This window comes from Glycomyces sp. NPDC049804 (assembly GCF_040674615.1).
Taxonomy (GTDB): domain Bacteria; phylum Actinomycetota; class Actinomycetes; order Mycobacteriales; family Micromonosporaceae; genus Glycomyces; species Glycomyces niveus.
Window position 1 is genome coordinate 154466 of record NZ_JBFAMQ010000005.1, and the last position, 24185, is coordinate 178650.

Here is a 24185-nt window from a genome sequence, read left to right on the forward strand (position 1 = left end):
CGCTCGGATCAGCGCAGGGTGGTGAGCTTCCGCGGGTTCGTGACCGCGTAGACCGCGGCGACCCGGTCGAGCGCCGGAGTGAGGTCGAGCATGAGGACGCCTACGACGCGGCCGTCGCGCCACATCAGCGCCGCCGGTGAGCCGTTCACCGGACGGAAGTCGACCTCGAGCCCTTCGTGGCGGCGGAAACGGCGGCTGACCAGGAACGACGCGATCCGCGCGGCATCGCGCATCGGCCGCGGCCCCGCCGCCGGCCCCAGACCGCCGCCGTCGCAGGTGAGCACCACATCCGGGGCCATGAGCCCGAGCAGCGCGTCGATGTCGCCGCCCGAGACCGCGGCCATGAACCGCTCGGTCACCTGCCGGTGCACCGCCGGGTCCACCTCGTACTTCGGGCGCCGCGCCTGCACATGCGACCGGGCGCGGTGCGCGATCTGCCGTACCGACGCCGCCGAGCGGCCCAGCAGCGCGGCGATCTCCCCGTGCGCGTAACCGAACACGTCGGCGAGCACGAACACCGCCCGCTCCGCCGGGGTCAGCGACTCCAGGACCACCATGAGCGCCAACGACACCGACTCGGCCCGCAGCGCGGGCTCGGCCGCGTCCGGCGCCGTCTCGGTCATCACCGGCTCGGGCAGCCACGGCCCGATGTACGTCTCCCGGCGGCGCTTCACCGCCTGCTGTCGCCGGATCGCGGCGTTGATCGCCACCCGCACCAGGTACGCCCGGGCGTGCTCGATCGGATCGCCGTGCGAGCGGCGCTCCCAGGCGAGCCAGACGTCCTGGAGCACGTCCTCGGTGTCGGCGACGGTGCCCAGCATCCCGTAGACGATGCCGAACAGCAGCTCGCGCTGCTCGGCGAACACCACGGCCGGTCCATCAGGCACTGCGTTCACGGCGGCCCTCCTCGAAGTCTCTCGGCTGCATCGCAATCCAAGAGCCGAACAGGGCCGCCGTCTGTGACACCCGAGCCGCGATCGTGACCGGGCTCGCAGTCGTTCTCTTGATGAGAGCGCGGCGAAGCCGCGCACGTATCAGTCTTTTTGTCTGGTTCTCAAGGAGAGGTTTTAAACCTCGGAACCGATATATATCAGAGATTTCAGCACGTGCTTGCCCGGTTCGAGGACCTCTCTGAGCACCGGCAGTACCGTTGCGGGCCAGTACAAGTGCGTGCCCGGCATCGGCTCGATGAGCGCCGCCTCCCGCTCCCCCGTGCTGTCGATCAGCTCCGAGCGCAGCCCCTGCCCCACCACCGCGACGCGGGCGTCCCCGACCTCCGCGACATGGCCGGGCTTGGGCACGCACCAGCCGCCCTCCCCCGTATGCAGCACCCGACCGGTCTCGATCACGTGGACGCGCGCGTGCCAGCCGTCGACGGCCGCCTCGAGCGAGGTCGTGATCGTCACGTCCTCCCACGGCTGCCAGTTGACCGTCAGCACCCCGTTCTCGTCGATCGCGCCCTCGTCGGAGTCCTCCCGGCCCCGCCAGTGGCGCCCGTCCTCCGACAGCAGCAGCGCCCCGTCGGGCACCGCCGACTCCAGGCCCGGCCCGCCCGTCGCATGCGAGAACCCCGCCAGCGTCGAGTACGCGAGCTTCCCGTACGCCGCCTCGCCCGTGCGCGCCCACGGCAGCCATGCCTGGCCGTTCAGCCGCGTCACGTTCCCGCCCCGGTCGCGCACATGCACCGCCCTCGCGGCCTTGTGCGGCTCCACCACCGGACCCGGCAGGGCGGCCTCTGCCGTCCAGAACGGGTGGTCCTCGCCCGCCAGCAGGCCCGCGAAGACCTTCGTCGCCCACCACGGCGAACCCGCCGTCAGGTACTGCTCGGCCACGGCGTCGTTGGGGTACGCGTACCCCACCGTCAACCGGCCCTCGGGGTCGAGGATCGGCTTGTCCCACCACCACTCGAGGTGGCGGCGGCTGAACCCGGCGGCCTCGGCCCACGGCACCGCCTCCACGTCGGCGGCCGCCAGCGCGCCCCACAGGCAGCCCTGCGCGAACCGGTAGCCGAGGCTGCGCCCGTAGGGGACGGCCGCGCCGTCGGCGGCGAACCAGGAGCGGAACTTGCGGGCGAACGCGGCCGCGTTCGCGACGTACCGGTCGTCGCCGGCGAGCTTGTAGTGCAGGAGCGCGTACGTGTGGAACGCGAAGGGGTTGTAGTAGTCGACGCGGCCGCCGGGGCCGTCCTCGAAGACGCTGTCGCCGAGCGCGAACTCGCCGATGCGCTCGAGGTGGCCGTTCGCGACGGCCTGGTCGTGCGCGATGCCGAGCCGTTTGAGGCCGTGGCCGGCGAAGACCGGGAAGTAGTGCCAGTTCATGTCGGCGACGGGGCCGTTGTAGGCGGCGGTGAGCCACGCGGCGGTCTTGTCCTTCGCCTTGGGGTCCAAGGGGTCCCAGAGCTTCTCGGGGGCGAGGTGGAAGGCCCAGCCGACGGCGGCGGCCTCGACGATGCGCTGCCCGCCTTGGGCGACGTCGCCGACGTACCAGGGGTCGTCGGGGTCGAGGGCGCGGGCGAGTGTCGCGGCGAGGGTGTCCCAGAGGTCGGCGGGGACGGCGTCTTTGGCGGGGGCCAGGCCCCACAGGGGGCGGGTCAGGAGTTCGAACCAGTCTTCGGGGTGGGAGTGGTTCGACATGGTGACCGGCATGGCGTCAGGCCCGGCGGCGGCCAGTTCGGCGGCGGGCCTCCCGATCGCGAGTGCGGCCGAGGCCCACCCGGTGCGGCTGTGGTCGAGCGGTCCGAAGGTGCGCAGCGGTGAAGTCACGGTGGCAGACGCTATCAATGCCGGTGGGATACGGCAAGGGGTCCAGGCGATCGGGCGGCGGGCGTGGGTCTTTCACGGTGCGATCGGCGATGAAACGGGGTGGTTCGAACCTATCGGGATCTTGCAGGATGAGTTGCAGCACCGGTTGCGGCTCAAGGAGGTTCAAGGGAATGGCGCTATCCCTTACACGACCGAGGGCGTGCTCACTTCTCCAACGGCGGCGGCATCTACCTGGCGCCACCGCCGACGCGGTGGCCGAGTCCACCGTATGCTCGCCATCCCCCATCGCATCCGCGACTTCGATACCGGCGACCTCGTCGCCAGCACCTCGGCGGACGCGGCCCAGGTCGGGGCGCCGGCGGCGCTGCCGCCGGTGGTGGGCTCGCGATGCTGCTGTGGCTCGACTGCGGCTCGCGGCGGCGTTCGCGCTCGGCCTCGCGCTCGTGGCGGTGGTGTTGCGGCTCTTCGCGAAGGAGACGGCTTGTCGCCGCGACGGCCTGCCAGCGGGCGCAGGGTGCGATGGCGGCGCGGCTGACCGAGGCGATGGGCGGCAGGCGCACGATCGCGGCCGCCGGGACCGTGGACGCGAGATATTGACACATCGCAATGCCGCGAGCAGGCACGGCAGGGCCCGTCCGAGTTCGTGGACGGGCCCCGCCGCTGTGTCACATGTGATATGCCATTGGTCGTTTCAAGCGGCCCGGGCCGCCGTTCCGCCCGTGCCGTCAGGCTCACCGGCCGACGGCGGGAGCACCGCGTCGGGTGCGGGCGCCGCCGCGAGGGCCACCGCACCGGTCGCGGTGTTCACCACGCCGTCGGGGTGGGTCCGCTGCCAGCGGCGGGCGAGCCAGCCGAGGAACAGGCCCACGGCCGCCACCGTCACCACCGAGCCGACGAGCGACTGGAGTCCCGGACCGGCGATCCAGGCGATCACCAGGCCGAGGCCGACCGAGTACACCGCCCACAGGACGCCCCCGAGGGCGGCCATGCGCGCGTACGGCGGCCTGGCGGTGCCCGCGGCCGCCCACGCCAGCGCGGTGCGCCCGGCCGGCAGGAACCGCGCCACCATCGTCGTGCGGTACGGGTGGTCGCTGATGGTGCGCTGCAGGAGCGCTTCGAGTCTCGCGACCGTGCCGGTCACGAGCCCGCGCACGACGCGCGGGCTGCGGCGGGCCAGCCCGGCCCGCAGCGACCGGAACAGCCGGTAGCCGAGGAACTCGCCGAGCCAGGAGGCCACGGCGGCCCCGACGAGCAGGACGCCGATGAGGAGCGGATTGCCGAAGACGAGCCCGGCGGCGGCGGTCACGAGCGTCGCGCTCGGAAGCATCGGAACGAAGAAGTCCGCGACCACCATGCCGATGAGGATGAGCATCGCCCAGAAGAAGACCGTCATGGGTCCCCCGTTCGCCGAACGCCGGAGGGGACCGGGCCGGGGGTGGGCCCGGTCCCCTTCAGGCATCGGCTACTTGGACGCTCCGACGAGCTCGCGCTCGTCCTCGTGCGGGGCGTCCTTGGCGAGGTGCTGCTGGAGCTTGTCGCCTTCGACGTCGACGTTCGGCAGGATGCGGTCGAGCCACTTGGGGATCCACCACGACCCGCGGCCCATGAGGGCCATGATCGCGGGGATGATCGCCATGCGGACCACGAACGCGTCGAAGATGACCGCCGCGGCCAGGCCGAAGCCCATCGCCGCGATCATCGCCTCGCCGCTGAAGATGAACGCCGCGAACACGCTGATCATGATGAGCGCGGCCGCGACCACGACCCGCGAGGAGTGGCCGTAGCCCTCCACAATGGCCTGCTTCGGGTCGGCGCCGTGCACATACGCTTCGCGGACACGCGTCACCAGGAAGATCTGGTAGTCCATCGCGAGACCGAACACGAGGCCGATCATGAGGATCGGCATCATCGACATGATCGGACCAGGCTGGTCCACATTGAACAGCTCCGCCATCCAGCCCCACTGGAAGACCGCGACGAGCGCGCCGAGCGCGGCGAACACGCTGAGCATGAACCCGAGCGTGGCCGTGATCGGCACCAGGATCGAGCGGAACACCAGCAGCAGGATGAGCGCAGCAAGGCCGACCACGATGAGCATGTACGGCAGCAGCGCGTCGTTGAGGTTGTCCGAGATGTCGATGTTCAGCGCCGTGGCGCCGGTGACGGCCCAGTCGGCGTCCGCGTCGTCGGCGAGGACCCCGCGGATCTCGTGCACGAGCTCGTTGGTGGCGTGGTCGGACGGCCCGGTCCCCGGAATGAGGGTGACCATGACCGTGTCCAGATCGGCGTTCGGGAACGCCTGGCCCACGACGGCGATGCCGTCGATGCCGTTGAGCTCGTCGGTGATGTCCTGCGCGGCCGTCATCGCGTCGACGCCGTCCTCGAGGTCGCCCACGATGATCAGCTGCCCGTTGAAGCCTTCGCCGAAGCCCTCGCTGATGAGGTCGTACGCCTGCCGCTGAGTGGTCTCCTCACCGGAGGACCCGGCGTCGGGCAGGCCCAGCTCCAGGTCGAGCGCCGGATAGGCGAGCGTGCCGAGGCCGACGATGCCCACGAGGGCGACCAGGATCGGGTGGCGGGTGACGAACCCGGCCCAGCGCTTGCCGCCGTTGGGCTTCGCGTCGTGCAGCCCCTCGGCGATGCGGCGGCGCTGCCGCCTGGTGAAGATCCGCTTCCCCGCGAACCCGGCGAAGGCCGGGAGCAGGGTGACGGCGATGAGCACGGCGATCACGACGGTGACCGCGGCGGCCACGGCCATCTCGGTCAGGAACGGGATGTTCACGACCGACAGGCCCAGCAGCGCGATCACGACCGTCAGGCCCGCGAAGAACACGGCCGAGCCGGCGGTCCCCACGGCGCGACCCATGGCCTCGGCGCGGGCGCGCTTGTCCTCGACCCGGCCGTCCTTGGCGAGTTCACTGCGGTAGCGCGAGAGGATGAACAGCGCGTAGTCGATGCCGACGGCGAGTCCGATCATCGAGGCCAGCGTGCCGGTCGACTCGCTGACGTTCATGAACGAGGTCGCCGCGAGGATCCCCGCGGTGGTGAGCATGACGCCGAGCACCGCGGTGATGATCGGCAGGCCCGCCGCGATGAGCGCGCCGAAGGTGACCACGAGGACGATCAAGGCCACGGCGATGCCGATGAGCTCCGTCGTACCGGTCTCGGGCATCGCCTGGAGGACGTCGCCCCCGACCTCGACGCGGACGCCCGCGCCCTCCGTCTCGGCCACGGCGTCCTCGAGGTAGTCCACCGTGGACTCCTCGAGCTCCATGGCCGGCTCGGCGTAGGTGACCTGCATGACGGCGATGGTCTGGCCCTCGGCCGAGATCATCCCGACCGGGTTGCCGGCCTCGTCGGTCGCGAACGGGCTCGTGACCGCCGCGACCTGCGGCGAGTCCTGCATGATGGCCGCGAGGTCCTCGATGGCGGACCGGTTCGCGCCCTCGGTGAGCGGTTGGCCGTTCTCGGACTCGAACACGATCTGGGCGCTGCCGCCGTCGGCGCTGGCCTCGGGGAAGCGTTCTTCGAGGAGGTCGAACGCCTCCTGGGATTCGGTGCCGGGCAGGACGAACTCGGGGTTCGTCTCCTGCTGCATGGTCGCCGCCGCGGCGCCGACGCCGCCGACGATGAGGATCCAGACGGCGAGGACGAGCCATCGCAGTCGGAAGGACCCTCTGCCGAGACGGTAGAGGAAGGTGGCCACGCTGGGTGCTCCTTACAGGGTTCGCCTACCGGCCCCGCCGCACGCGCTGCGCAGTGTGGACGCAGTGGGTGTGCGGCGGCGGAGCCGGTCGGCTCGGGTGGTGTTCGCCGACGGTTTCGACGGCGGGGTTTCCTGGATTTGCTGTTCAGTTGTGGACTTGGCTCACGGGCGGTTTCAATTCCCGGGCAAGGTGGGCGGCTGGGTGATGCCGCGTTCGAGGACGGCGAAGCCCTCGGTGATCGCCTCGGGGAGGGTGCGTTCCCCGGGATCGGCGAGCCAGTGCTCGGTGGTGGTCTTGATGCAGACCAGGGCGGTGCCGAGCACAAGGCGGGGGTAGAGGTCGGTGGCGGCGGTCCCGGTGCCCTCCGCGACGATGCCGATCGCCTCGGAGAACAGCTCCATGAACTGCCCGGACTGCTCCTTGATGAGCGAAGGCGAGTTGTGGATCAGCTGCTCGCGGCAGCGCATCATCTCGAGGTCGAACTTCTCGTCGAGGTGCATCTCGATCGCCGCGTCGCGGATCGCGTCCCAGATCGGCTGAGTCGCCGACTTCTCGCGCAGGTCGGAGAGGAACGCGCTGGTCGTCTCGTTGAAGTCGTGCAGGAGCGCGGCTTCCTTCGAGGCGAAGTAGTTGTGGAAGGTGCGGGTCGAGACCCCTGCTTCGGCGGCGATCTCGTCGGCCGTGACGTTCCCGATGCCCTCCTTGGCCATAGCGAGCCGGAAGGTCGCCGCGGAGAGGGCCGCCTTGGTGGCGGCCTTCTTGCGTTCGCGGAGTCCGGAGTGGTCGGCCATGAGAGCAACCCTAGTGGGGGTTACTCATGTTTACAAGATGCAAATGAAGAAATTTTGCAGGAGGCGCAAAGTTTCCTGGTAGGAACGTTCTATGTGAGCGGGGCCACGCAGGTGACGCCCGGAACGGTCCACTCCGTCACCGGCTCCGACACGCCCTCGGGGTCGACCCGGTTGACGACGCCCGAGTGCTGGCAGGCCACCAGCAGCGTCCCGTCGGTGGTGAGCACGGCGTCGCGCGGCCAGGCGGCGCCGACCGGGACCGAGCGCACGAGCGTGCCCCCGACCGGGTCGATCGCCACGAGCTGGTCGGTGCCGCGCACCGTGACGTACACCAGGCCGCGCTCAGGGTCGGGGACCACGGCCGCGGGCAGCACCTGCGGCGAATCCTCTTCCAAGCCGATGTCGGGCAGGGCCGCGAGGTCCGCGACACCGCCGCCGGGCAGCGGCACCGGGACGCCGAACGAGAACACGCCCGAGCGCTCGTCGAAAGCGCCGACCGCGACCGCGTTCGCCAACTCCCCCACGATGACCGCGCGGTCCCCCAGGAACGCGAGGTGGCGCGGGCCGAAGCCCGGCTCGAGCTGCGTGGTCGCGGCCGGGGCGAGCGTGCCGTCCTCGCCGAGGTCGAACGCGTGGATGCGGTCCGAGCCCAGGTCCACGGCCAGCACGCGTCCCATGTGACATACCACCTGGTGCGCGTGCGGCCCGGACTGGCGCTCCGCGTCGGGACCCGACCCGGAGAGCTTGAAGACGTCGGCGGCCTCGCCGAGCGTCCCGTCCTCGCCGATCGGCAGGACCGCGACCGAGGCGCCGCCCCCGTCGCCGTTCCCGTAGTTGGCGACCAGCAGCCAGCGCCCGGACGGGTCCACAGTGGCGTGGCAGGGGTTGTTGCCGCCGGTGGACCGGCCCTGGCCGACCCGGTCGAGCGCGAAGTTCTCACCGAGGCGCCAGGCCGCGGCGAAGCCCGGCTCGGTCTCGGTGAGGGTGTAGACCGCTTCGGGGCCGACGTGGACCCACGACGGATTGACCACCGCCGCGGCCGCGCCGAGGCCGTCGGGGCCGGCCACGACGAGGCCCGGGCCGCCTTCAGTGGTGTAGTCGCCAAGGAGGTACCGCATGCGCCGATCCTAGCGGCCCCCAGTGCGGGCGACGCGGGCTCGGGCGGCTCTGCGGCCGCGAGAGGGGACGACGCGGACCCGGGCTCCTACACTTGAGGCATGGCCGAGGACCGCAAGACCGACGCGCAATGGCGCGAGCAGCTGAGCCGTGACGAGTACAAAGTGCTGCGCCAGGGCGGCACTGAGGCGCCGTGGACGGGCGAGTACGTCGACGAGAAGCGCCGGGGCGTCTACCGGTGCCGCGCGTGCGGCGCCGAGCTGTTCGCCTCCGACACGAAGTTCGACTCCCGCTGCGGGTGGCCCTCGTTCTGGACGCCGATGGCCGGCGACCGCGTGCGGCTGCTGGAGGACGACAGCCTCGGCATGCGCCGCACCGAAGTGCGCTGCGCCAACTGCGACTCGCACCTGGGCCACGTGTTCTACGGCGAGGGCTGGGACAACCCCGACGACGCGCGCTTCTGCATCAACTCGATCAGCCTGACCCTGGAGCCCGCAGAGGGCGCCGAGTAGCGCGACCGGTGCGCGCCGGACTGAGCGGCGCGGCGGTGGTATGTCACGCGTGACGCATTTGCTACCGAATCGCGCCGCGCCGCCGAGGCGGTGATATATCACATGTCACGCATTGCGACCGGGTCAAACCGGTCCGGACTGGCCCGGACGCCCTCCGGCGGCCTCGCGCCGCCCGACTAAGCTCACCCTCGTCCCCTGCTCCCCGATTCAGAAGCGAGGCCGAGGGTGGAACCCGGGAACCTGATCGCTGGCCGTTACCGCCTGGACCAGCGCCTTGCCGCGGGCGGCATGGGCGCGGTGTGGCGCGGCACCGACACCCGGCTCAACCGCACCGTCGCCATCAAGCTCCTCCATTCAGGACTGTCGGGCAACGACCGGTTCCGCGCCCGCTTCCACCAGGAGGCGCAGGCCGTGGCCCAGCTCCAGTCGCCCGGCATCGTCGGCCTGTACGACTACGGCGAAGAGCACGCGCCCGAAGGCCTCGTCTCCTACCTCATCATGGAGCTGGTGCGCGGCCAGGCGCTCGACGGCGTCCTGCGCGAGCGGGGCCGCCTGTCCCCCAACGAGACGCTGAAGATCATGGCCTCGGCCGCCGAAGCGCTCGACGTCGCCCACCAGGCCCACATCATCCACCGCGACATCAAGCCGGGGAACATGCTCGTCGGCTCCGACGGCACCGTCAAGATCGTCGACTTCGGCATCGCCGCCGCGAAGGGCGGCGCCGGGCTGACCGAGACCGGCACCGTCATGGGCACCCTCGCCTACGCCTCCCCCGAGCAGCTGCAGGGCGCCCAGCTCACCGGCGCGACCGACCTGTACTCGCTGGGCATCGTCGGCTACGAATGCCTCGCCGGGCGGCCCCCGTTCGCGGGCAACGAGCCGACCGCCGCGATCGCCGGCCACCTCACCGGCCAGCCCGGGCCGCTCCCGCCCGACGTGCCCGGCCCGGTCGCCCAGATCATCATGCGCTGCCTGGCCAAGGACCCGCGCCAGCGCTTCGCCTCGGCCGCCGAGCTCGCGCAGGTCTGCAAGTCCGGCGGCGTGGGCGGCGGCACGACCGCGATCCTCGCCCCCGCGCCGAACCCGTACCAGTCCGGCCCGTCGCCGCAGTCGTTCCAGTCCACCCAGGTGATGACGCCGGGTGCGGCCCCGGCGATGGCCGCCGGCAGCGTCGCCGCCCATACGTCGGCGCAGCCGGTGCAGCACGACGGGTACGGTGCGCCCGGGACCGGCCAGTACCGGACCGGCGGCGCCCCTGAGCGTCCGCTGCCGCCGCCGCGCGAGGCCGAAGAGCCGCGGCGCAACCCGACCGGTCCGATCCTCGTGGTCATCGCGGGCATCTTGGTCATCATCGTCGCCCTGGTGCTGCTGAAGCCGTGGGACCGGTCCGAAGACGACAAGGACCTGACCGCGGGCGAGGACACCGGCACCTCTCAGGCCGAGACGAGCGCGGAGGCGACCGAGGCCGCCGAGGAGGAGTCCAGCGACGACTCCGGGGAGGACTCCGAAGAGGACGACTCCAACAGCGGCAGCGGCGACAACGAGGAAGAGTCGCACCCCGACGAGGAGACCTCCGAGGAGGGGCCCCAGCATCTCGAGCTCGACGACTACACCGGCTGGGACGTCAACACCGCCGTCGCCGACCTCGAAGCCAACGGCTTCTCCAACATCTCCGTGGTCACGACCGCCCCCGAGAGCGCCGAACACGAGACCTGCGAGGTCCTGTACCAGACTCCCGAAGGCGGCGTCGAGGCCGGCGAGGACACGCAGATCGAACTCAGCTACGTCGCGAACGACGACTCCTGCCCGGACGGCAACCAGATCTGACCGTCCCGACGCCCTCGTTCGCCCCGGCCTCGGTCCGGGGCGAACGCGTATTCGGCGACAATGGTCGGCATGCCGCAACCGCCCGCGCTGCCCGAGCTGCCGATCCGCGCCGCCCTGCCCGACCTCCTCGAGGCCGTGGCGCGCACCGGGACGGCGGTGCTCGCCGCCCCGCCGGGTACCGGGAAGACGACGCTCGCACCGCTCGCCCTCGCGGGCCTCATCCCTGCGGCGGGCGAACGCGGCGATGACGCGTCACGCGTGACACGTGACATGCCACAGCGCCGCGTCCTCGTGGCCGAGCCACGGCGCATCGCCACCCGCGCCGCCGCCGTGCGGATGGCCGCCATCCTCGGCGAGCGGGTCGGCGAACGGGTCGGGTACCAGATCCGGGGCGAGACGCGCCGGTCCGCCGCGACCCGCGTCGAAGTGGTCACCACCGGCGTCCTCCTCAACCGGCTCATCGCCGACCCCGAACTCCCCGGCGTCGACCTCGTGGTGCTCGACGAATGCCACGAGCGCCACCTCGAGACCGACACCGCCTGCGCCTTCCTCGCCGAGACCCGCCAGATCCTGCGCCCTGAACTCGGCCTCGTCGCCGCCTCCGCGACCGCCGACATCGGCCTGTGGACCGCCCTCCTCGGCGACGGCGCGCCCGCACCCGCCGTGAGCTCCGAACCGATGCGCCATCCCGTCCAGATGCACTGGGCCCCACCGAGGGAGCGCGTCAACGCGCCAGACGGGCTGCGCGTCGACCCGAGGTTCCTCGCCCATGTCGCCCGCACTGTCGAACGCGCCCTCGACGCCGACGACGGCGACATCCTGGTCTTTCTTCCAGGCGCCGCCGAGATCCGCAGGGTGGCCGACGGCCTGGCCCACCGCGAGACGGAAAGTCTCGGAGTCGATATATATCAATTGCACGGCTCGATGTCGTCGGCCGAGCAGGACCGCGTCATGCGCGCCGGAGACCGCCGCCGGATCATCCTCGCCACCGACATCGCCGAGTCCAGCCTGACCGTGCCGGGGGTGCGGATCGTGGTCGACGCCGGCCTCGCCCGCCGTCCCCTCATCGACCATGCCCGCGGCCTGCCGGGGCTGACCACCTCCTACGCGTCACGCGCCGCGGCCGATCAGCGCGCGGGGCGCGCCGGTCGCGAAGGCCCCGGCGCGGTCTGGCGGTGCTGGAGCGAAACCGAGCACGCCCGCCGCCCCGCCCAGCCCGCCCCGGACATCGCCTGCTCCGACCTCACCGCGTTCCGGCTCCAAGCGGCCTGCTGGGGCACGCCGGTCGCCGACCTCGCCCTGCCCGGGCAGCCGCCCGCGGGCGCCGTGGAGGCGGCCGAGGCGACCCTGCTCTCCTTGGGCGCCATCGACGACGACGGTGCCGCGACCGAACGCGGCCGCGCCCTCGCCCGGATGGGCGTCCACCCGCGGCTCGCCCGCGCGCTCGTCGACGGCGCCGCCCGCGTCGGCGCCGAGAAGGCCGCCGAGGTCGCCGCCCTCCTCAACCTCGACCGCCGCGCCCGCGGCGACGACCTCCTCGCACTGTGGCGGCAGCTGCGCACCAGCCGCGACCGCCAGTGGGAGAACGAGGTGAAGCGCCTGACGCGGTCGCTCGGCGCCGCAGGCGCGTCAGGAGGGCGAGCCGAGGGACGCTCCGCGGTCGGCGACGACGAAGCCGCCGCCACCGTCATCGCCCTCGCCTTCCCCGAACGCGTCGCCAAGCGCCAAGCGAGCGCCGCCCCCGCGGCAGGCCGGGGACGCACGGGCGAGCCGGGCCGGTCCGGTCCGCCCGTGAGCGCCGGGCAGTGGCGCACCGTCGCCGGCACCGGTGCGGTGGCCGCCGAAGGCTCCCCGCTCGCCGGGAGCGCGTGGCTGGCCATCGCCGACGCCGACCGCTCCCCCGGCCGCGCCGCCGCGCTCATCCGCGCGGCCGTCCCGATCGACGGGGAACTCGCCTGCGAACTCGTGGGCGACAACGTGAGCGAACGCGTCGAGTGGGACGCCGAACGCCGCGATGTCGCCGCGCGCCGGGTGCGGTCGCTCGGCGCGATCGAAGTGTCGTCGCAGCCCCTCAGGGAGGCCGATCCTGCGCTCGTCGCCGCGGCCCTCGCCGAAGGGCTGCGGCGCGAAGGCCTCGGTCTGCTGCGCTGGTCGGAGGAGTCGAAGCGGCTGCGCGAGCGCATGGCGTTCTGCCACCGGGCCGTCGGCGCGCCGTGGGCCGACGTCTCCGACGCCGCCCTCACCGCCGGCACCGACTGGCTGGAGCCGTGGTGGTCCCGGGCGCGGCGGCGGTCCGATGTGGAGCGCATCCCGGTGGGACAGGCACTGCGGAACCTGCTGCCGTGGCAGGCCGGGATCGACGAGACCGCGCCCGAAGCGCTCGCGGTCCCGACCGGCCGCGAGGCCCGCGTCGACTACTCGGGCGAGGCCCCGGTGCTGGCCGTCAAGCTCCAGGAGATGTTCGGCGCCGTCGCGACGCCGCGGATCGCGGGCGTGCCGGTGCTCCTGCACCTCCTCAGCCCCGCCGGGCGCCCGCTCGCGGTCACCGCCGACCTCGCGTCCTTTTGGGAGGGCCCCTATCAGGACGTGCGCAAAGAGATGCGCGGCCGCTACCCCAAGCACCCCTGGCCCGAGGACCCGTACTCGGTCGCGCCGACCGCGAAGACGAAGCGGCACCTGCGCTGATCGCGCCGCAGCGGGCTAGGCGGCGGCGAACCACTCGTCAGCGGGGAGCAGCAGGTACGTGCCCCACAAGGCGGCCGCGATCGTCGCGACGGCGAACAGGAAGACCCATCCCCCGGCGGGCATCGCGGTGATCCCGGCGAGCTGGTCGGCGTCCGACTGGCCCGCCCCGTGGCGGCGGCGCCGGCGGCGCGAACCCAGTTCCAGGACCGGCTTCACCGACCCGAGCAGCAGCAGCCACGCGCCCAGGTAGGCCGCGACGGTCTGCACGATCGCGTTGCCGTACCAGGTCGCGGCGAAGACGCCCGCACCCGTGACGATCAGCGCCAGCGCGCCGTACCAGTTGCGGATGAACACGAGCATGACCACCAGGAGCGCCAGCGTGATCCACAGGAGCACGACGATGCGGCCGGCGCCGATGAGGGCGGCCGCGCCCAGGCCGAGGGCGGCGGGGGCGGTGTAGCCGGCGACGAGGGTCATGGCGGCGCCGAAGCCGGTGGGCTTGCCTCGCGAGAAGGTGAGGCCGGAGGTGTCGGCGTGGAGGCGGATGCCGGTGAGGCGGCGGCGCATGAGGACGGCCATGAGCGCGTGCCCGCCTTCGTGCGCGATGGTGATCAGGCCGCGGGCCCAGCGCCACACGGGCCCGTAGAGGACGGCTGCGGCGGCCGCGGCCAGGCAGGCGAGCATGACCCACAGGGGCGGGGCGTCCTGGGTCTGGGTGAGGGTGTCGACGACGGTCTCGATGGGTTCCACTGGGCCTCAGACTTCGGGGGGATTCGGTCGCGCGGTGAAGGATGATCGTAGCCGCGCCCGTATGGTAGAGGGGGTAGCGGCACCTCCTCGTGGAAGGACGGCCCCATGGGCACCGACGACCGCCCCGATCCTCACCTGAGCTTCCTCGAACTGACCGACAGCATCGTGGAGGACCTCGCGATGCACAACCTCAGGGCCCGCGAGAAGCTGCGGGAGGGGATCGCGTGGCTGGAGGCGCGCCGCGCGGACGCCGACCCGGCCGAGAACGCCGACATCGAGATCCTGCTGGCCCAGTGCCATGACGCGCTGAAGCGGATGGAGTCGCTGCGGGGCGCCTACCAGGACGTGCGGGCGATCAATGCGGCCGCGCACGCCGAGCACGTGGAGTGGATCGAGAAGCGGATGCTCGGCGGCACGGAGTCGCCCGGGGAGCGCCGGGAGCGCCAGCGGCGCCTGGACCGGCTGCGGGAGGAGCGGCAGGCGCGCTTGGGCGATCTGCAGCGGCGGTCGCGGGAGACGCAGCGGCAGCCGCCTCCGGCGGAAGGCGATGAGGGATCGGGCTGACGCCACCGCGGAAGTGACCGTTCACTTTGCCTTGCAAGGGCTTACCTGCGCCGATGCGCGGCTCCGCCGATAACGGTTCGGCCACGACCCATTGACATGTACTGATTCGTTCGGGTAGGAATGAGACCTGAACCGAATGAGAGAGCGCTCTCTCAAGGTTGATCTTCAAGCAGATCGACAGCGAGAGAGCGATCTCTCAAACCCTCGGCAAAGGAGCCGTCATGGCACGAGTGCAGACCTCCGAACGACAGCAACCCACCCATCACCCAGTCCCCCGGCGCCGGCTCGCCCGCTTCCTCGCCGCCGTCACCGCAGGCGCGGCGGTGCTCGCCGCCGCCGGACTCACCGTCGCGAACGCCGGCGCGCAAGAGGCCCCCGCGGCCGCCCAGACCTGGAACCAGGTCTGGGCCGACGAGTTCAACGGCGCGGCCGGATCGCAGCCGTCGACCGCGAACTGGATCTACGACCTCGGGCACGGCTACCCCGGCGGGCCCGCGAACTGGGGCACCGGCGAGATCGCCGCCCACACGAGCAATCCGGCGAACGTCGCCATGGACGGGAGCGGGAACCTCAAGATCACCGCGCTGCGCGACGGGGCCGGGCAGTGGACCTCGGCGCGGATCGAGACCGTCCGGGCCGACTTCAAACCGCCGCAGGGCGGGACGCTCCGCGTCGAGGGGCGGCTGCAGCTGCCGCAGGTCACCGGGGAGGCGGCGCTGGGCTACTGGCCCGCGTTCTGGTCCATGGGCGCGCCGTTCCGCGGGAACCACTGGAACTGGCCCGGCATCGGCGAGATCGACTTCATGGAGAACGTGAACGGTCTGGACTGGACGTTCGGGACCCTCCACTGCGGCGTCGCCCCGGGCGGGCCGTGCAACGAGTTCAACGGGCTCGCCGGGCAGACCTACTGCGGCGGCTCGTGCCACAACGGGTTCCACACCTACGGGATGGAGTGGGACGAGTCGGGGGCGGCGGGCCAGCTGCGCTGGTACGTCGACGGGACGCTGTTCCACACCATCGACGAGGGCGACCTGCCGGCGGACACGTGGGCGCAGATGACCGACCACGCCGGGTACTTCCTGCTGCTGAACCTCGCGATCGGCGGGGCCTTCCCCGACGGCGTGTCGGGGCGGACGACGCCGACGGCGGCCACCGTGCCGGGGCACTCGATGCTCGTCGACTACGTGCGGGTGTTCACCGCCGGGGGCGGCGGCACCGGCGAGCCGACCGACCCGCCGACCACCGGGAACCCCGGCGGGGCGCGCGACGCGTACGCGGCGATCGCGGCGTCCTCCTTCGACGCGACCTCCGGCGCCACCGCGGGCGGTTCGTCCATCGGACCACTGGGCAACGGCGACTGGGTCCGGTACGACGACGTGGAATTCGGGTCGACCAGCCCCGTGGACTTCGTCGCCCGGGTCGCCTCGGGGGCAGGAGGCGGGGTGAGCGGCCTCGTGGAGGTCCGCATCGACTCGGCGACGGCCGCCCCGATCGGCTCGTTCGCGATCGCGAACACCGGCGGCTGGACCTCGTGGCGCGACGTGCCGGGCAATGTCGCCTCGGTGACCGGGACCCATGACGTGTTCCTCACCTTCACTTCGGGCCAACCGCAGGACTTCGCGTCCGTCCAGGAGTTCCGCTTCAGACGCTGATCCCGGCGGCGCGGCCGCGCCTCCTTCCGCGCGGCCGCGCCCCGCTCACCCCCTTCCCAGTGGCACATCACATGTCACGCGTGACGTACCGGAGCCGGCGGCTCCCGGACGAAGCGACGCACCAAGCCCCCGCGGCTCGCGGGGCCTTCCCTTTGGACGAGAGAGCGCTCTCTCACGTCCGGCACCGATCTCGGCGCGGCTGTTCCGGCGGCGGCCGCGCCACCCGCTCCTGGGCCCTCCGGGCGCGGATCCCTCACTACCCATCGAACACAGTGGAGAACCACCGATGAAGACCAGACCGATCCGCACCGCGATGGCGGCCGCGGCCGCCGCGGCGCTCGCGCTGACCGCCGCCTGCTCCGGCGGCGGCGACGACGGCGGCAAGATCACCCTCAGCGTCGGCCTGTTCGGCGACTTCGGGTTCGGCCCCCTCTACGAGGAGTACTCGAAGCTGCACCCCGAGATCGAGTTCGAGGAGCGCATCGCCGAGTTCGCCGACCACCACACGAACCTGACCACGCACCTCGCGACCGGCTCGGGCGCCGCCGACATCGAAGCGGTCGAGGTCGGCTACATATCGCAGTACACCGCCCAGCCCGACCGCTTCCACAACCTCCTCGACCTCGGCGCGGCCGAGCTCGAAGGACAATGGCTCGACTGGAAGTGGCAGCAGGCGCTCGCGAAGGACGGCGAGGCCCTCATCGGGCTCGGCACCGACGTCGGCGGCATGGCCATGTGCTACCGCCGCGACCTGTTCGAGCAGGCCGGCCTCCCCGTCGAGCGCGACGAGGTGTCGGCGCTGTGGGCCGGGTCCTGGGAGGACTACGTGGCCGTGGGCCGCCAGTACTCGGAGGCGTCCGGCGGCGCCCACTTCTTCGAGTCCTCGGGGAACATGTTCCGCGCCATGGTCGAACAGGCCGACGAGGGCGTCTACGACCGCGACGACAACCTCGTCGTCGAATCGAACCCGGCCATCGGCGAGGCCTGGGACCTCACCGTCGAGGCCATCGAGGCGGGCATGTCGAACCGCCTGCAGGCCTGGACGCCGGAGTGGAACGCCGGGTTCAACGAGGGCACCTTCGCCACCATCATCTGCCCGGCCTGGATGACCTCCTACATCGAGACGAACGCTCCCGACTCGGCCGGGATGTGGGACATCGCCACCGTGCCGGGCGGCGCCGGGAACATGGGCGGCTCGCACCTGGTGCTGCCCGCGCAGGGCGACCACCCCGAGGAGGCCTACGCGTTCATCGAATGGCTCACCGCGCCCGAGCAGCAGCTCAAGGTGTTCGAGTCCACCGGGAACTTCCCCTCCACGCCGTCGCTGTACGAGGACGAGGCGCTCACGGGCATGACGAAGGCGTACTTCAACGACGCGCCCGTCGGCCAGATCTTCACCGCCGCGGCGCAGGCCGTCCGGCCGCAGTACCAGGGCCCGCTGCAGGGCGACGTGCTCGCCACAATCGGCCAGGGCCTCGGCCGCATCGAGGACGGCAGCCAGACGCCCGACGAGGCCTGGAGCCAGGTTCTCGGCGACCTCGAATCGTTCTAGCCCCTGAAACGGGCCGGCCGGGCGCGCCTCCCGCGCCCGGCCGGCCCACCGCCCGACGATCCTGAAAGCGACCCGATGACCATCGCCGCCAAGCGCACCGGCCCCGCGCGCACCGCCGACCCGACCGGGCGGTCCTCCCCCGCCGGCCGCCGCTTCCAGCACCTGCGCTACCGCCTCGACCTCAAGGCCTCCCCGTACCTGTACATCGCCCCGTTCTTCGCCCTGTTCGCCGCGTTCGGGCTCTTCCCGCTCGCCTACACCGCCTGGGTGTCCACCCACGAGTGGAGCCTGCTCTCCGACGAGCACGTCTTCGTCGCCTTCGGCAACTACCAGACCCTCCTGAGCGACCCGTACTTCTGGAACGCCCTGGGCAACACCATGTCGATCCTGCTGCTCGCCACCGTGCCCCAGCTGCTCGCCGCGCTCCTCCTGGCGCACCTGCTGACCCTGCGGCTGCGCGGGCAGACGTTCTGGCGCATGGGGATGCTCCTGCCCAACGTCGCCTCCGTGGTGGCCGTCGCCGTCATCTTCAGCCAGCTGTTCGGCCGCGACTTCGGCCTGGTCAACTGGGTCCTCGAATCCCTCGGAGCGGGGCGCATCGACTGGCAGTCCGGCAGTGCCACGTCACATATCGCCATCGCGGTCATGGTGGCGTGGAAGTGGACCGGCTACAACGCCCTCATCTTCCTGGCCGCCATGCAGGCCGTCCCGCGCGACGTCTACGAGGCCGCGCACCTCGACGGCGCGTCGCGCATGCAGCAGCTGTTCCACGTCACCGTCCCGATGATCCGCCCCACCATCGTGTTCACCGTGATCGTCTCGACCATCTACGGGCTCCAGATCTTCGCCGAACCGCAGCTGTTCGGCGGCGGCGGGCCCAACGGCGTCACCGGCGGCGCCTCCCGCCAGTTCCAGACGCTCACCCTCTACCTCTACGAGCACGGCTTCAACCGCGGCTTCGCCTTCGGCTACGCCTCCGCGGTCGCCTGGACGATGTTCCTCGTCATCGTCATCGTCGCCCTCCTCAACTACCTGTTCATCCGCCGCATCAGGAGCGATTCATGACCCGCCCCGACCTCGCCTCCCCGCCCGCGCCGCCCTCCGGCGCCGCAGTCCCCCGTTGGGTCGGCCGCACCTTGCCGGGCCGGCCGACCCAACGGGCACGGTCCCGGATGCGGGCGCTGCGCGAGCAGCCCGGCCGGCTCGTGTACCTGACCCTGGTCGCGGTGCTGTTCTTCTCGGGCTTTCCGCTCTACTACAGCTTCGTGGTCGCCTCGCGCGACAACTCGGCGCTCGCGCAGGTCCCGCCGCCGGTGCTGCCGGGGGCGAACCTCGTCGAGAACGTGGAGCGGGTCTTCGCGACGGTGCCGTTCGGGACGGCGCTGTGGAATTCAGTGGTCGTGAGCGCCTCGGTGACCGCGTCGGTGGTGTTCTTCTCGACCCTCGCGGGGTTCGCGTTCGCGAAGCTGGAGTTCAAGGGCGCCAAGGTGCTGCTGGTGACGGTGGTGGCGACGATGATGGTGCCGGTGCAGCTCGGGGTGATCCCGCTGTTCATGCTCATGATCGAACTGGAGTGGACCGACACGCTGTGGGCGGTGATCGCGCCGGGCCTGGTGAGCGCGTTCGGGGTGTTCTTCATGACGCAGTACCTGCGCGGCGCCCTGCCCGGTTCGCTCATCGAGTCGGCGCGGATGGACGGGGCGTCGACGTTCCGGATCTTCTGGCAGATCGTGATGCCGGCGGCGCGTCCCGCGGCCGTGGTGCTGGGCGTGCTGACGTTTCTGACCTCGTGGAACGACTACTTCTGGCCGTTGATCGTGCTCTCGAGCCCGGAGCGGCAGACGGTGCAGGTGGCGCTGTCGACACTCAGCGGCGGGTACGTGACGGACCAGTCGTTGGTGCTGACCGGGACCATGCTGGCTACGCTTCCTCTGCTGGCGGTGTTCGCGCTCTTGGGCAAGTACATGATCAGCGGGATCATGCAGGGCGCGGTCAAGGGCTGAGAGGTACGGAGGCGGAACGCATGCGGCGAGCGGAAGCGGTGCCCGGCGGCGGGGCGGTGCGGACTCCCCGCGCCGGCCGCCCCACCTTGGAGGAGGTCGCGGAGCGGGCGGGCGTGTCGCGCGCGACCGTCTCGCGGGTCGTCAACGGGCAGACGACGGTCGCCGAGGACCTGCGGCGGGCAGTGGAGGCGGCGGCGGCCGAGCTCGGGTACGTGCCGCACGCGGCCGCGCGGTCGCTCGTGACGCACCGGACCGATTCGGTGGCGCTGATCCTGCCGGAGTCGCCGAACCGGGTCTTCTCGGACGACCAGTTCTTCCCGAGCGTCATCCGGGGCGTGGCCGGGGAGCTCGACGCGGCCGGGAAGCTGCTGGTACTGCTGACCACGGGTTCGGCGGAGGCGCGGTCGCGGGCGGAGCGGTACGCGGTGGGCGGGCACGTCGACGGCGTCATGTTCGCGTCGCTGCACGACGCGGACCTGCTGCCGGAGCTGATGCTGCGCCGGGGCGTGCCGGTCGTGTGCAACGGACTGCCGCATGTGGACGCCCCCTGCATCGACGTCGACCACATCGGCGGAGTGAAGGCGGCGATCGAGTTCCTGATCGCGAAGGGGCGCAGGCGGATCGCCACCGTCGCGGGCCCGCAGGACATGGTGGCGGGCCGGGAGCGCCTGGACGGGTACCGGGAGGCGCTGGCCGCCGCGGACCGGCGCGCGATCGTCGCGGTCGGGGATTTCACGGCGGAGTCGGGGCATGCGGGGATGCGGCAGCTGCTGGCGGACGAGCCGGACCTCGACGCGGTGTTCGTGGCCTCGGACCTGATGGCGCACGGCGCGCTGCAGGCACTGCGGGAGGCGGGGCGGCGAGTGCCCGAGGACGTGGCGGTGGTCGGGTTCGACGACATCGCGCTGGCGACGTACTGCGATCCGCCGCTGACGACGGTGCGGCAGCCGATCGCGGAGATCGGCCGCAGCATGGCGCGGGCCATGCTGCGGCTCCTGGACGGCCATGAGGTCGCTCCGCTGCAGATCCTCCCGACCGAACTGGTGGTGCGGGAGTCCGCCTGAGGCCGGCCCCTACAGGTAGTCCCCGCAGAGGATCGCGGTGGTCCGGCCTTCGATGTCGGTGATCTGCCAGAGGTAGGCGCCGCCGGAGCACGGGGCCGAGGCGGCGTCGGCCTCGTCGACCGTCATTTCGGCGGGCGGGTCCACCTGGACGGTGTCGACCACGGTGTACAGGGCGCCCGCGTCGCCGCAGGGCACGGTCCACCAGCGATCGCTGTCGTCGAAGCAGTCGCCGGTGTCGGGCGTCACCGGGAGCCGGCCGAGCTCGTCGGGATTGCCGATGGCCTCGACGCAGTAGAACTCGGCTACGGACCTGGTGGCGTCCTCGTAGGTGAAGTAGAAGTCCTTCCAGCGCTCGCCGGGGTCGAACCGGGCGTGCTCGGGGCCGCAGACGTCGTACACGGTCTGCGGGTCCGAGATGGCGCCCTCGGCGTTCGCGGTCGCGTCGACCGTGTCGCTGGCGGCGGTGACCTCCCAGAATGCCGCTGCGCTGTCGCAGGAGGTGGTGAGGTCGATGGTGACGCCGATGAGGACCGGCTCGAAGGGGAGACAGGCGCCTACCGCTCCGGCGATGCCCGGCTCTTCCTCGCCTTCGACGTCGGGGCGCGCTTCGGAGTCCTCGGATTCTGACTGCGACTCGGACGCGGATTGGTCGTCTTGGTCGCGGGTGAGGTTGAACGCGATGAGCGCGAGGCCGCCGAGGACGAGCACCGCGGCGGCGGCGATGACGCCGATGATGAGTCCGGTGCGATGGGGTTTCGGCGGCGGCCCTTGCGGGGCCCACTGGTACGTGTAGCCGCCGGTGGGCGGCGGGCCTGCGGGCGGGTAACCGCCGCTGGAGGGCGGCGGCCCGCTGGGCTCGGAGCCGCCGGGCGGTTGCGGCCCGCTGGGCCAGGTTCCGCTCGGCGTGTACGGGGACGCCGGAGGGCCCGGCTGCGGCGGGCCCGCCCCTGGCGGGACCTGCGGGCTCGGGCCGTCAGGTTGCGGTTGAGGGCCAGGGCCGCCCGGTTGCCCGGTGTCGTGGCCCTCCGGACGCTGAGGATCGGGGCCCTGCGGCGGGCCGCCGGTGTTCGGAGGCATAGCCATGTGCCCAGAATATGAGCTTTCTTCGACCAGGGTCGCGGAACGGCGGGCAAGGCCGCTTCCGGCCGCACGTGTGCGCGCGGCCGGAAGCGGCCGCGCTACGTGAAGAGGCTCACCCCGCCCGGGCCGACCAGCAGGCCGACGATGATCACGACGATGCCCAGCAGCACCTGACCCCGGAAGATCATGACGATGCCGTAAATGACGAGAAGGACCGCGAGGATCCACAAAATGAGTGCCATGCGGACCGGTTACCCGCGACTCCGGGAAAGTATGTCTACAGTCCAGTCTGAGCGGGTGGGAATGTCGGGGGCCTGTGCTCCAATGGCTGCGTGGAGGTCGCACTCGTGCACGGTCGCGGCGGGGAAGGGTGGACCATGCCCCTCCCCGGCGGCGCCGTCGCCTACCACCGCGACCTCGCGGCCGCGGTGACCGCGCTCGAGGCCGATGCCCGCGGCGGTGCCGCGCAGGCTGCGGTGCCCGTCGCCGAGGACGACGAGGGGCGGCCGCTCCCGCAGGGCGCTCCCGAAGGACCGCGCTGGGTCCTGGCCGACGCCGCCCGCGACTACCCGCCGCTGCTGGAGGCCGGGGCCCGCCTCGACCGCTGCCGCGACCTGCGGCTCGCCGAGCGCATACTCTCCCGCGTCGAAGGCCGCGAGCCCCCGAAGGTCGCCGCCGAGTCCGACCCCGATGCGGGGACGCTCTTCGAGCGCGAGCCCGAACCGGTCGACGGCCCCGCGCTCCTGGTCAAGCTCCAGGCGACCTGGCTCGACCAGCGGCGGCGCACCGCCGCGGCCGGCATCCCGGGCCTGGGCACGCTGCTCGCCGCCGAGTCCGCCGGGGCCCTGGTGGCCGCCGAGATGGGCCGCACCGGCGTGCCGTTCGACCGCTCCGTGCACGACCGGCTCCTGCGCGACCTGCTCGGGCCGCGCCCCACCAAGGGCATGCGGCCGCGCAAGCTCCAGGCGTTGGCCGACAAGGTGGTCGAGGCGTTCGGGCACCACCTCAACCCCGACTCGACCAAGCAGGTCCTCGCCGCCTTCCACGCGGCCGGGCTCGAGGTGAAGACCACGCACTCCTGGGAGCTCGCCTCGGTCGAGCACCCCGCCGTCGAAGCGCTCAAGGTCTACCGCGAGCACGCCCGCGTGTGGACGGCGTTCGGCTGGAACTGGGCCGACGCCTGGGTCACCGCGACGGGCACGCCGGGGGCCGCGGCGGATCCGGCGCTCGCCGACCGGGGCCGCTTCCGGCCCGTGTACATGGTCGGCGGGGCCGACACCGGGCGCTGGGGCACCGACGGCGGCGGAGCGCTGCAGCTCCCCCACGCCGTGCGCGAGGCGATCCGGGCCGAGCCGGGGTGGAAGCTCGTCGCGGCCGACGCCGCGCAGCTCGAACCGCGGCTCCTCGCCGCCATCAGCGGCGACCAGGCGATGATCGCCGCCACGGCCGCCGACGACCTGTACACCGAGCTCGCGCCGCGTCTGGGAGGCGAGCGTTCGAAGGCCAAGATCGCGCTCATCTCCGCGATGTACGGCGGGACCGCCGGTGACGCGGCGCAGCTGGTGCAGCTCATGCGCGACCGCTTCCCCGCCGCGTTCCACCGGGTCGAGTCGGCCGCCCGCATCGGCGAGAAGGGCGGGCTCGTCCGCACCTGGCTCGGCCGCACCGTGCCCGCCCCGGGCGAACGCTGGTGGCAGACCCTCAACTCCGAGGACGGCACCAAGGCCGCGACGGGCCGCGGCCGCTTCACCCGCAACTTCATCGTCCAGGGCACCGCCGCCGAATGGGCCCTGGTCCTGCTGGCGCTGCTGCGCCGCGAACTCCACGAGCGCCGCCTCGGCGAACTCGTGTTCTTCCTCCACGACGAGGTCGTGGTCCACTGCCCCGCCGAACACGCCGCTGCGGTCGGCGAGGTCATCGAACAGGCCGCGGCGGCCGCCACCACGACCCTCTTCGGCGACCTGCCCGTCCGCATCCCGCTGCGCCCCAAGGTGGTCGACAGCTACTCCGAAGCGAAATGAGCGACCGGCCCCCGCCGCTCCGCCCCGATTGCAGCGACCGCCGGTGTCGGACCCGTATGCCAGGGTGTTCCCAGGGGGTCTTCGATACGGGTAATATAT

19 protein-coding genes are annotated in these 24185 nt (G+C 72.0%); 10 read left to right on the top strand and 9 right to left on the bottom strand.

Features of this window, described 5'->3' with window-relative positions; translation table 11 throughout:
• Nucleotides 1–8: 8 nt before the first annotated feature.
• The 6 genes from AB0K52_RS09800 to AB0K52_RS09825 form a co-directional block, all read right to left on the bottom strand.
• The gene (locus tag AB0K52_RS09800) at nt 9–896 is read right to left on the bottom strand and encodes a sigma-70 family RNA polymerase sigma factor (RefSeq protein ID WP_363528792.1); all 888 of its coding nucleotides are present in this window, start codon (nt 894–896) and stop codon (nt 9–11) included.
• Nucleotides 897–1067: 171 nt separating this feature from the next.
• The gene (locus AB0K52_RS09805; protein ID WP_363528795.1) at nt 1068–2762 is read right to left on the bottom strand and encodes a DUF2264 domain-containing protein; all 1695 of its coding nucleotides are present in this window, start codon (nt 2760–2762) and stop codon (nt 1068–1070) included.
• 691 nt (nt 2763–3453) lie between these two features.
• Complete coding sequence (locus AB0K52_RS09810; protein WP_363528798.1) at nt 3454–4155, bottom strand: hypothetical protein; 702 nt, start codon at nt 4153–4155, stop codon at nt 3454–3456.
• 69 nt (nt 4156–4224) lie between these two features.
• The gene (locus tag AB0K52_RS09815; protein ID WP_363528801.1) at nt 4225–6468 is read right to left on the bottom strand and encodes an MMPL family transporter; all 2244 of its coding nucleotides are present in this window, start codon (nt 6466–6468) and stop codon (nt 4225–4227) included.
• 174 nt (nt 6469–6642) lie between these two features.
• Nucleotides 6643–7260, bottom strand: coding sequence for a TetR family transcriptional regulator (locus AB0K52_RS09820; RefSeq protein WP_363528804.1), 618 nt, complete (start codon nt 7258–7260; stop codon nt 6643–6645).
• A gap of 89 nt (nt 7261–7349) precedes the next feature.
• Nucleotides 7350–8378, bottom strand: coding sequence for a beta-propeller fold lactonase family protein (locus tag AB0K52_RS09825; RefSeq protein ID WP_363528807.1), 1029 nt, complete (start codon nt 8376–8378; stop codon nt 7350–7352).
• 99 nt (nt 8379–8477) lie between these two features.
• On the opposite strand from AB0K52_RS09825, the gene msrB reads away from it, so the two are divergent.
• From msrB to hrpB, 3 genes are all read left to right on the top strand, one after another.
• Nucleotides 8478–8888, top strand: coding sequence for a peptide-methionine (R)-S-oxide reductase MsrB (msrB, locus tag AB0K52_RS09830; protein ID WP_363528810.1), 411 nt, complete (start codon nt 8478–8480; stop codon nt 8886–8888).
• Nucleotides 8889–9113: 225 nt separating this feature from the next.
• On the top strand, nt 9114–10715 hold the full coding sequence (locus tag AB0K52_RS09835; RefSeq protein ID WP_363528813.1) for a protein kinase: 1602 nt from the start codon (nt 9114–9116) through the stop codon (nt 10713–10715).
• A 69-nt stretch (nt 10716–10784) separates the two neighbouring features.
• Complete coding sequence (gene hrpB / locus AB0K52_RS09840) at nt 10785–13400, top strand: ATP-dependent helicase HrpB (RefSeq protein ID WP_363528816.1); 2616 nt, start codon at nt 10785–10787, stop codon at nt 13398–13400.
• A gap of 15 nt (nt 13401–13415) precedes the next feature.
• Here the strand turns inward: hrpB and AB0K52_RS09845 are convergent, their stop codons facing one another.
• A complete protein-coding gene (locus AB0K52_RS09845; RefSeq protein WP_363529540.1) occupies nt 13416–14084 on the bottom strand; it encodes a M50 family metallopeptidase in 669 nt (222 codons plus the stop codon).
• Nucleotides 14085–14255: 171 nt separating this feature from the next.
• Between AB0K52_RS09845 and AB0K52_RS09850 the strand changes: the two genes are divergently transcribed.
• The 6 genes from AB0K52_RS09850 (at nt 14256) to AB0K52_RS09875 (ending at nt 20985) form a co-directional block, all read left to right on the top strand.
• Nucleotides 14256–14714, top strand: coding sequence for a hypothetical protein (locus AB0K52_RS09850; protein ID WP_363528819.1), 459 nt, complete (start codon nt 14256–14258; stop codon nt 14712–14714).
• Nucleotides 14715–14935: 221 nt separating this feature from the next.
• Entirely contained in the window at nt 14936–16366 is a 1431-nt protein-coding gene (locus AB0K52_RS09855; protein ID WP_363528822.1) for a carbohydrate-binding protein, read from the top strand.
• Between the two features lie 286 nt (nt 16367–16652).
• A complete protein-coding gene (locus AB0K52_RS09860) occupies nt 16653–17918 on the top strand; it encodes an extracellular solute-binding protein (RefSeq protein WP_363528825.1) in 1266 nt (421 codons plus the stop codon).
• Nucleotides 17919–17993: 75 nt separating this feature from the next.
• Nucleotides 17994–18983 (top strand): sugar ABC transporter permease, encoded by a 990-nt coding sequence (locus AB0K52_RS09865; RefSeq protein ID WP_363528828.1) that lies wholly within the window; start codon nt 17994–17996, stop codon nt 18981–18983.
• A complete protein-coding gene (locus tag AB0K52_RS09870) occupies nt 18980–19921 on the top strand; it encodes a carbohydrate ABC transporter permease (RefSeq protein WP_363528831.1) in 942 nt (313 codons plus the stop codon). Before AB0K52_RS09865 ends, AB0K52_RS09870 begins: the two co-directional genes overlap by 4 nt.
• 20 nt (nt 19922–19941) lie before the next feature.
• Nucleotides 19942–20985: a LacI family DNA-binding transcriptional regulator gene (locus AB0K52_RS09875; RefSeq protein WP_363528834.1), complete on the top strand. Its 1044-nt coding sequence runs from the start codon at nt 19942–19944 to the stop codon at nt 20983–20985.
• Between the two features lie 9 nt (nt 20986–20994).
• Here AB0K52_RS09875 and AB0K52_RS09880 read toward each other — a convergent pair whose 3' ends face one another.
• Both AB0K52_RS09880 and AB0K52_RS09885 read right to left on the bottom strand, forming a co-directional pair.
• Nucleotides 20995–22068, bottom strand: a complete 1074-nt coding sequence (locus AB0K52_RS09880; protein ID WP_363528837.1) for a hypothetical protein — start codon at nt 22066–22068, stop codon at nt 20995–20997.
• A 95-nt stretch (nt 22069–22163) separates the two neighbouring features.
• Nucleotides 22164–22307, bottom strand: coding sequence for a GPGG-motif small membrane protein (locus tag AB0K52_RS09885; protein WP_208494950.1), 144 nt, complete (start codon nt 22305–22307; stop codon nt 22164–22166).
• A 90-nt stretch (nt 22308–22397) separates the two neighbouring features.
• Here AB0K52_RS09885 and AB0K52_RS09890 point away from each other — a divergent pair, with 90 nt between their 5' ends.
• Entirely contained in the window at nt 22398–24086 is a 1689-nt protein-coding gene (locus AB0K52_RS09890) for a bifunctional 3'-5' exonuclease/DNA polymerase (protein ID WP_363528840.1), read from the top strand.
• Nucleotides 24087–24185 lie beyond the last annotated feature (99 nt).

Bases quoted from the DNA above. Each gene is read 5' to 3' on its own strand.
- AB0K52_RS09810 (WP_363528798.1), bottom strand. From the start codon at position 4,155: ATGACGGTCTTCTTCTGGGCGATGCTCATCCTCATCGGCATGGTGGTC.
- AB0K52_RS09885 (WP_208494950.1), bottom strand. From the start codon at position 22,307: ATGGCACTCATTTTGTGGATCCTCGCGGTCCTTCTCGTCATTTACGGC.
- AB0K52_RS09850 (WP_363528819.1), top strand. From the start codon at position 14,256: ATGGGCACCGACGACCGCCCCGATCCTCACCTGAGCTTCCTCGAACTG.
- AB0K52_RS09855 (WP_363528822.1), top strand. From the start codon at position 14,936: ATGGCACGAGTGCAGACCTCCGAACGACAGCAACCCACCCATCACCCA.
- msrB (WP_363528810.1), top strand. From the start codon at position 8,478: ATGGCCGAGGACCGCAAGACCGACGCGCAATGGCGCGAGCAGCTGAGC.
- AB0K52_RS09870 (WP_363528831.1), top strand. From the start codon at position 18,980: ATGACCCGCCCCGACCTCGCCTCCCCGCCCGCGCCGCCCTCCGGCGCC.
- AB0K52_RS09860 (WP_363528825.1), top strand. From the start codon at position 16,653: ATGAAGACCAGACCGATCCGCACCGCGATGGCGGCCGCGGCCGCCGCG.
- AB0K52_RS09820 (WP_363528804.1), bottom strand. From the start codon at position 7,260: ATGGCCGACCACTCCGGACTCCGCGAACGCAAGAAGGCCGCCACCAAG.
- AB0K52_RS09845 (WP_363529540.1), bottom strand. From the start codon at position 14,084: ATGCTCGCCTGCCTGGCCGCGGCCGCCGCAGCCGTCCTCTACGGGCCC.
- AB0K52_RS09875 (WP_363528834.1), top strand. From the start codon at position 19,942: ATGCGGCGAGCGGAAGCGGTGCCCGGCGGCGGGGCGGTGCGGACTCCC.
- AB0K52_RS09880 (WP_363528837.1), bottom strand. From the start codon at position 22,068: ATGGCTATGCCTCCGAACACCGGCGGCCCGCCGCAGGGCCCCGATCCT.
- AB0K52_RS09865 (WP_363528828.1), top strand. From the start codon at position 17,994: ATGACCATCGCCGCCAAGCGCACCGGCCCCGCGCGCACCGCCGACCCG.
- hrpB (WP_363528816.1), top strand. From the start codon at position 10,785: ATGCCGCAACCGCCCGCGCTGCCCGAGCTGCCGATCCGCGCCGCCCTG.
- AB0K52_RS09825 (WP_363528807.1), bottom strand. From the start codon at position 8,378: ATGCGGTACCTCCTTGGCGACTACACCACTGAAGGCGGCCCGGGCCTC.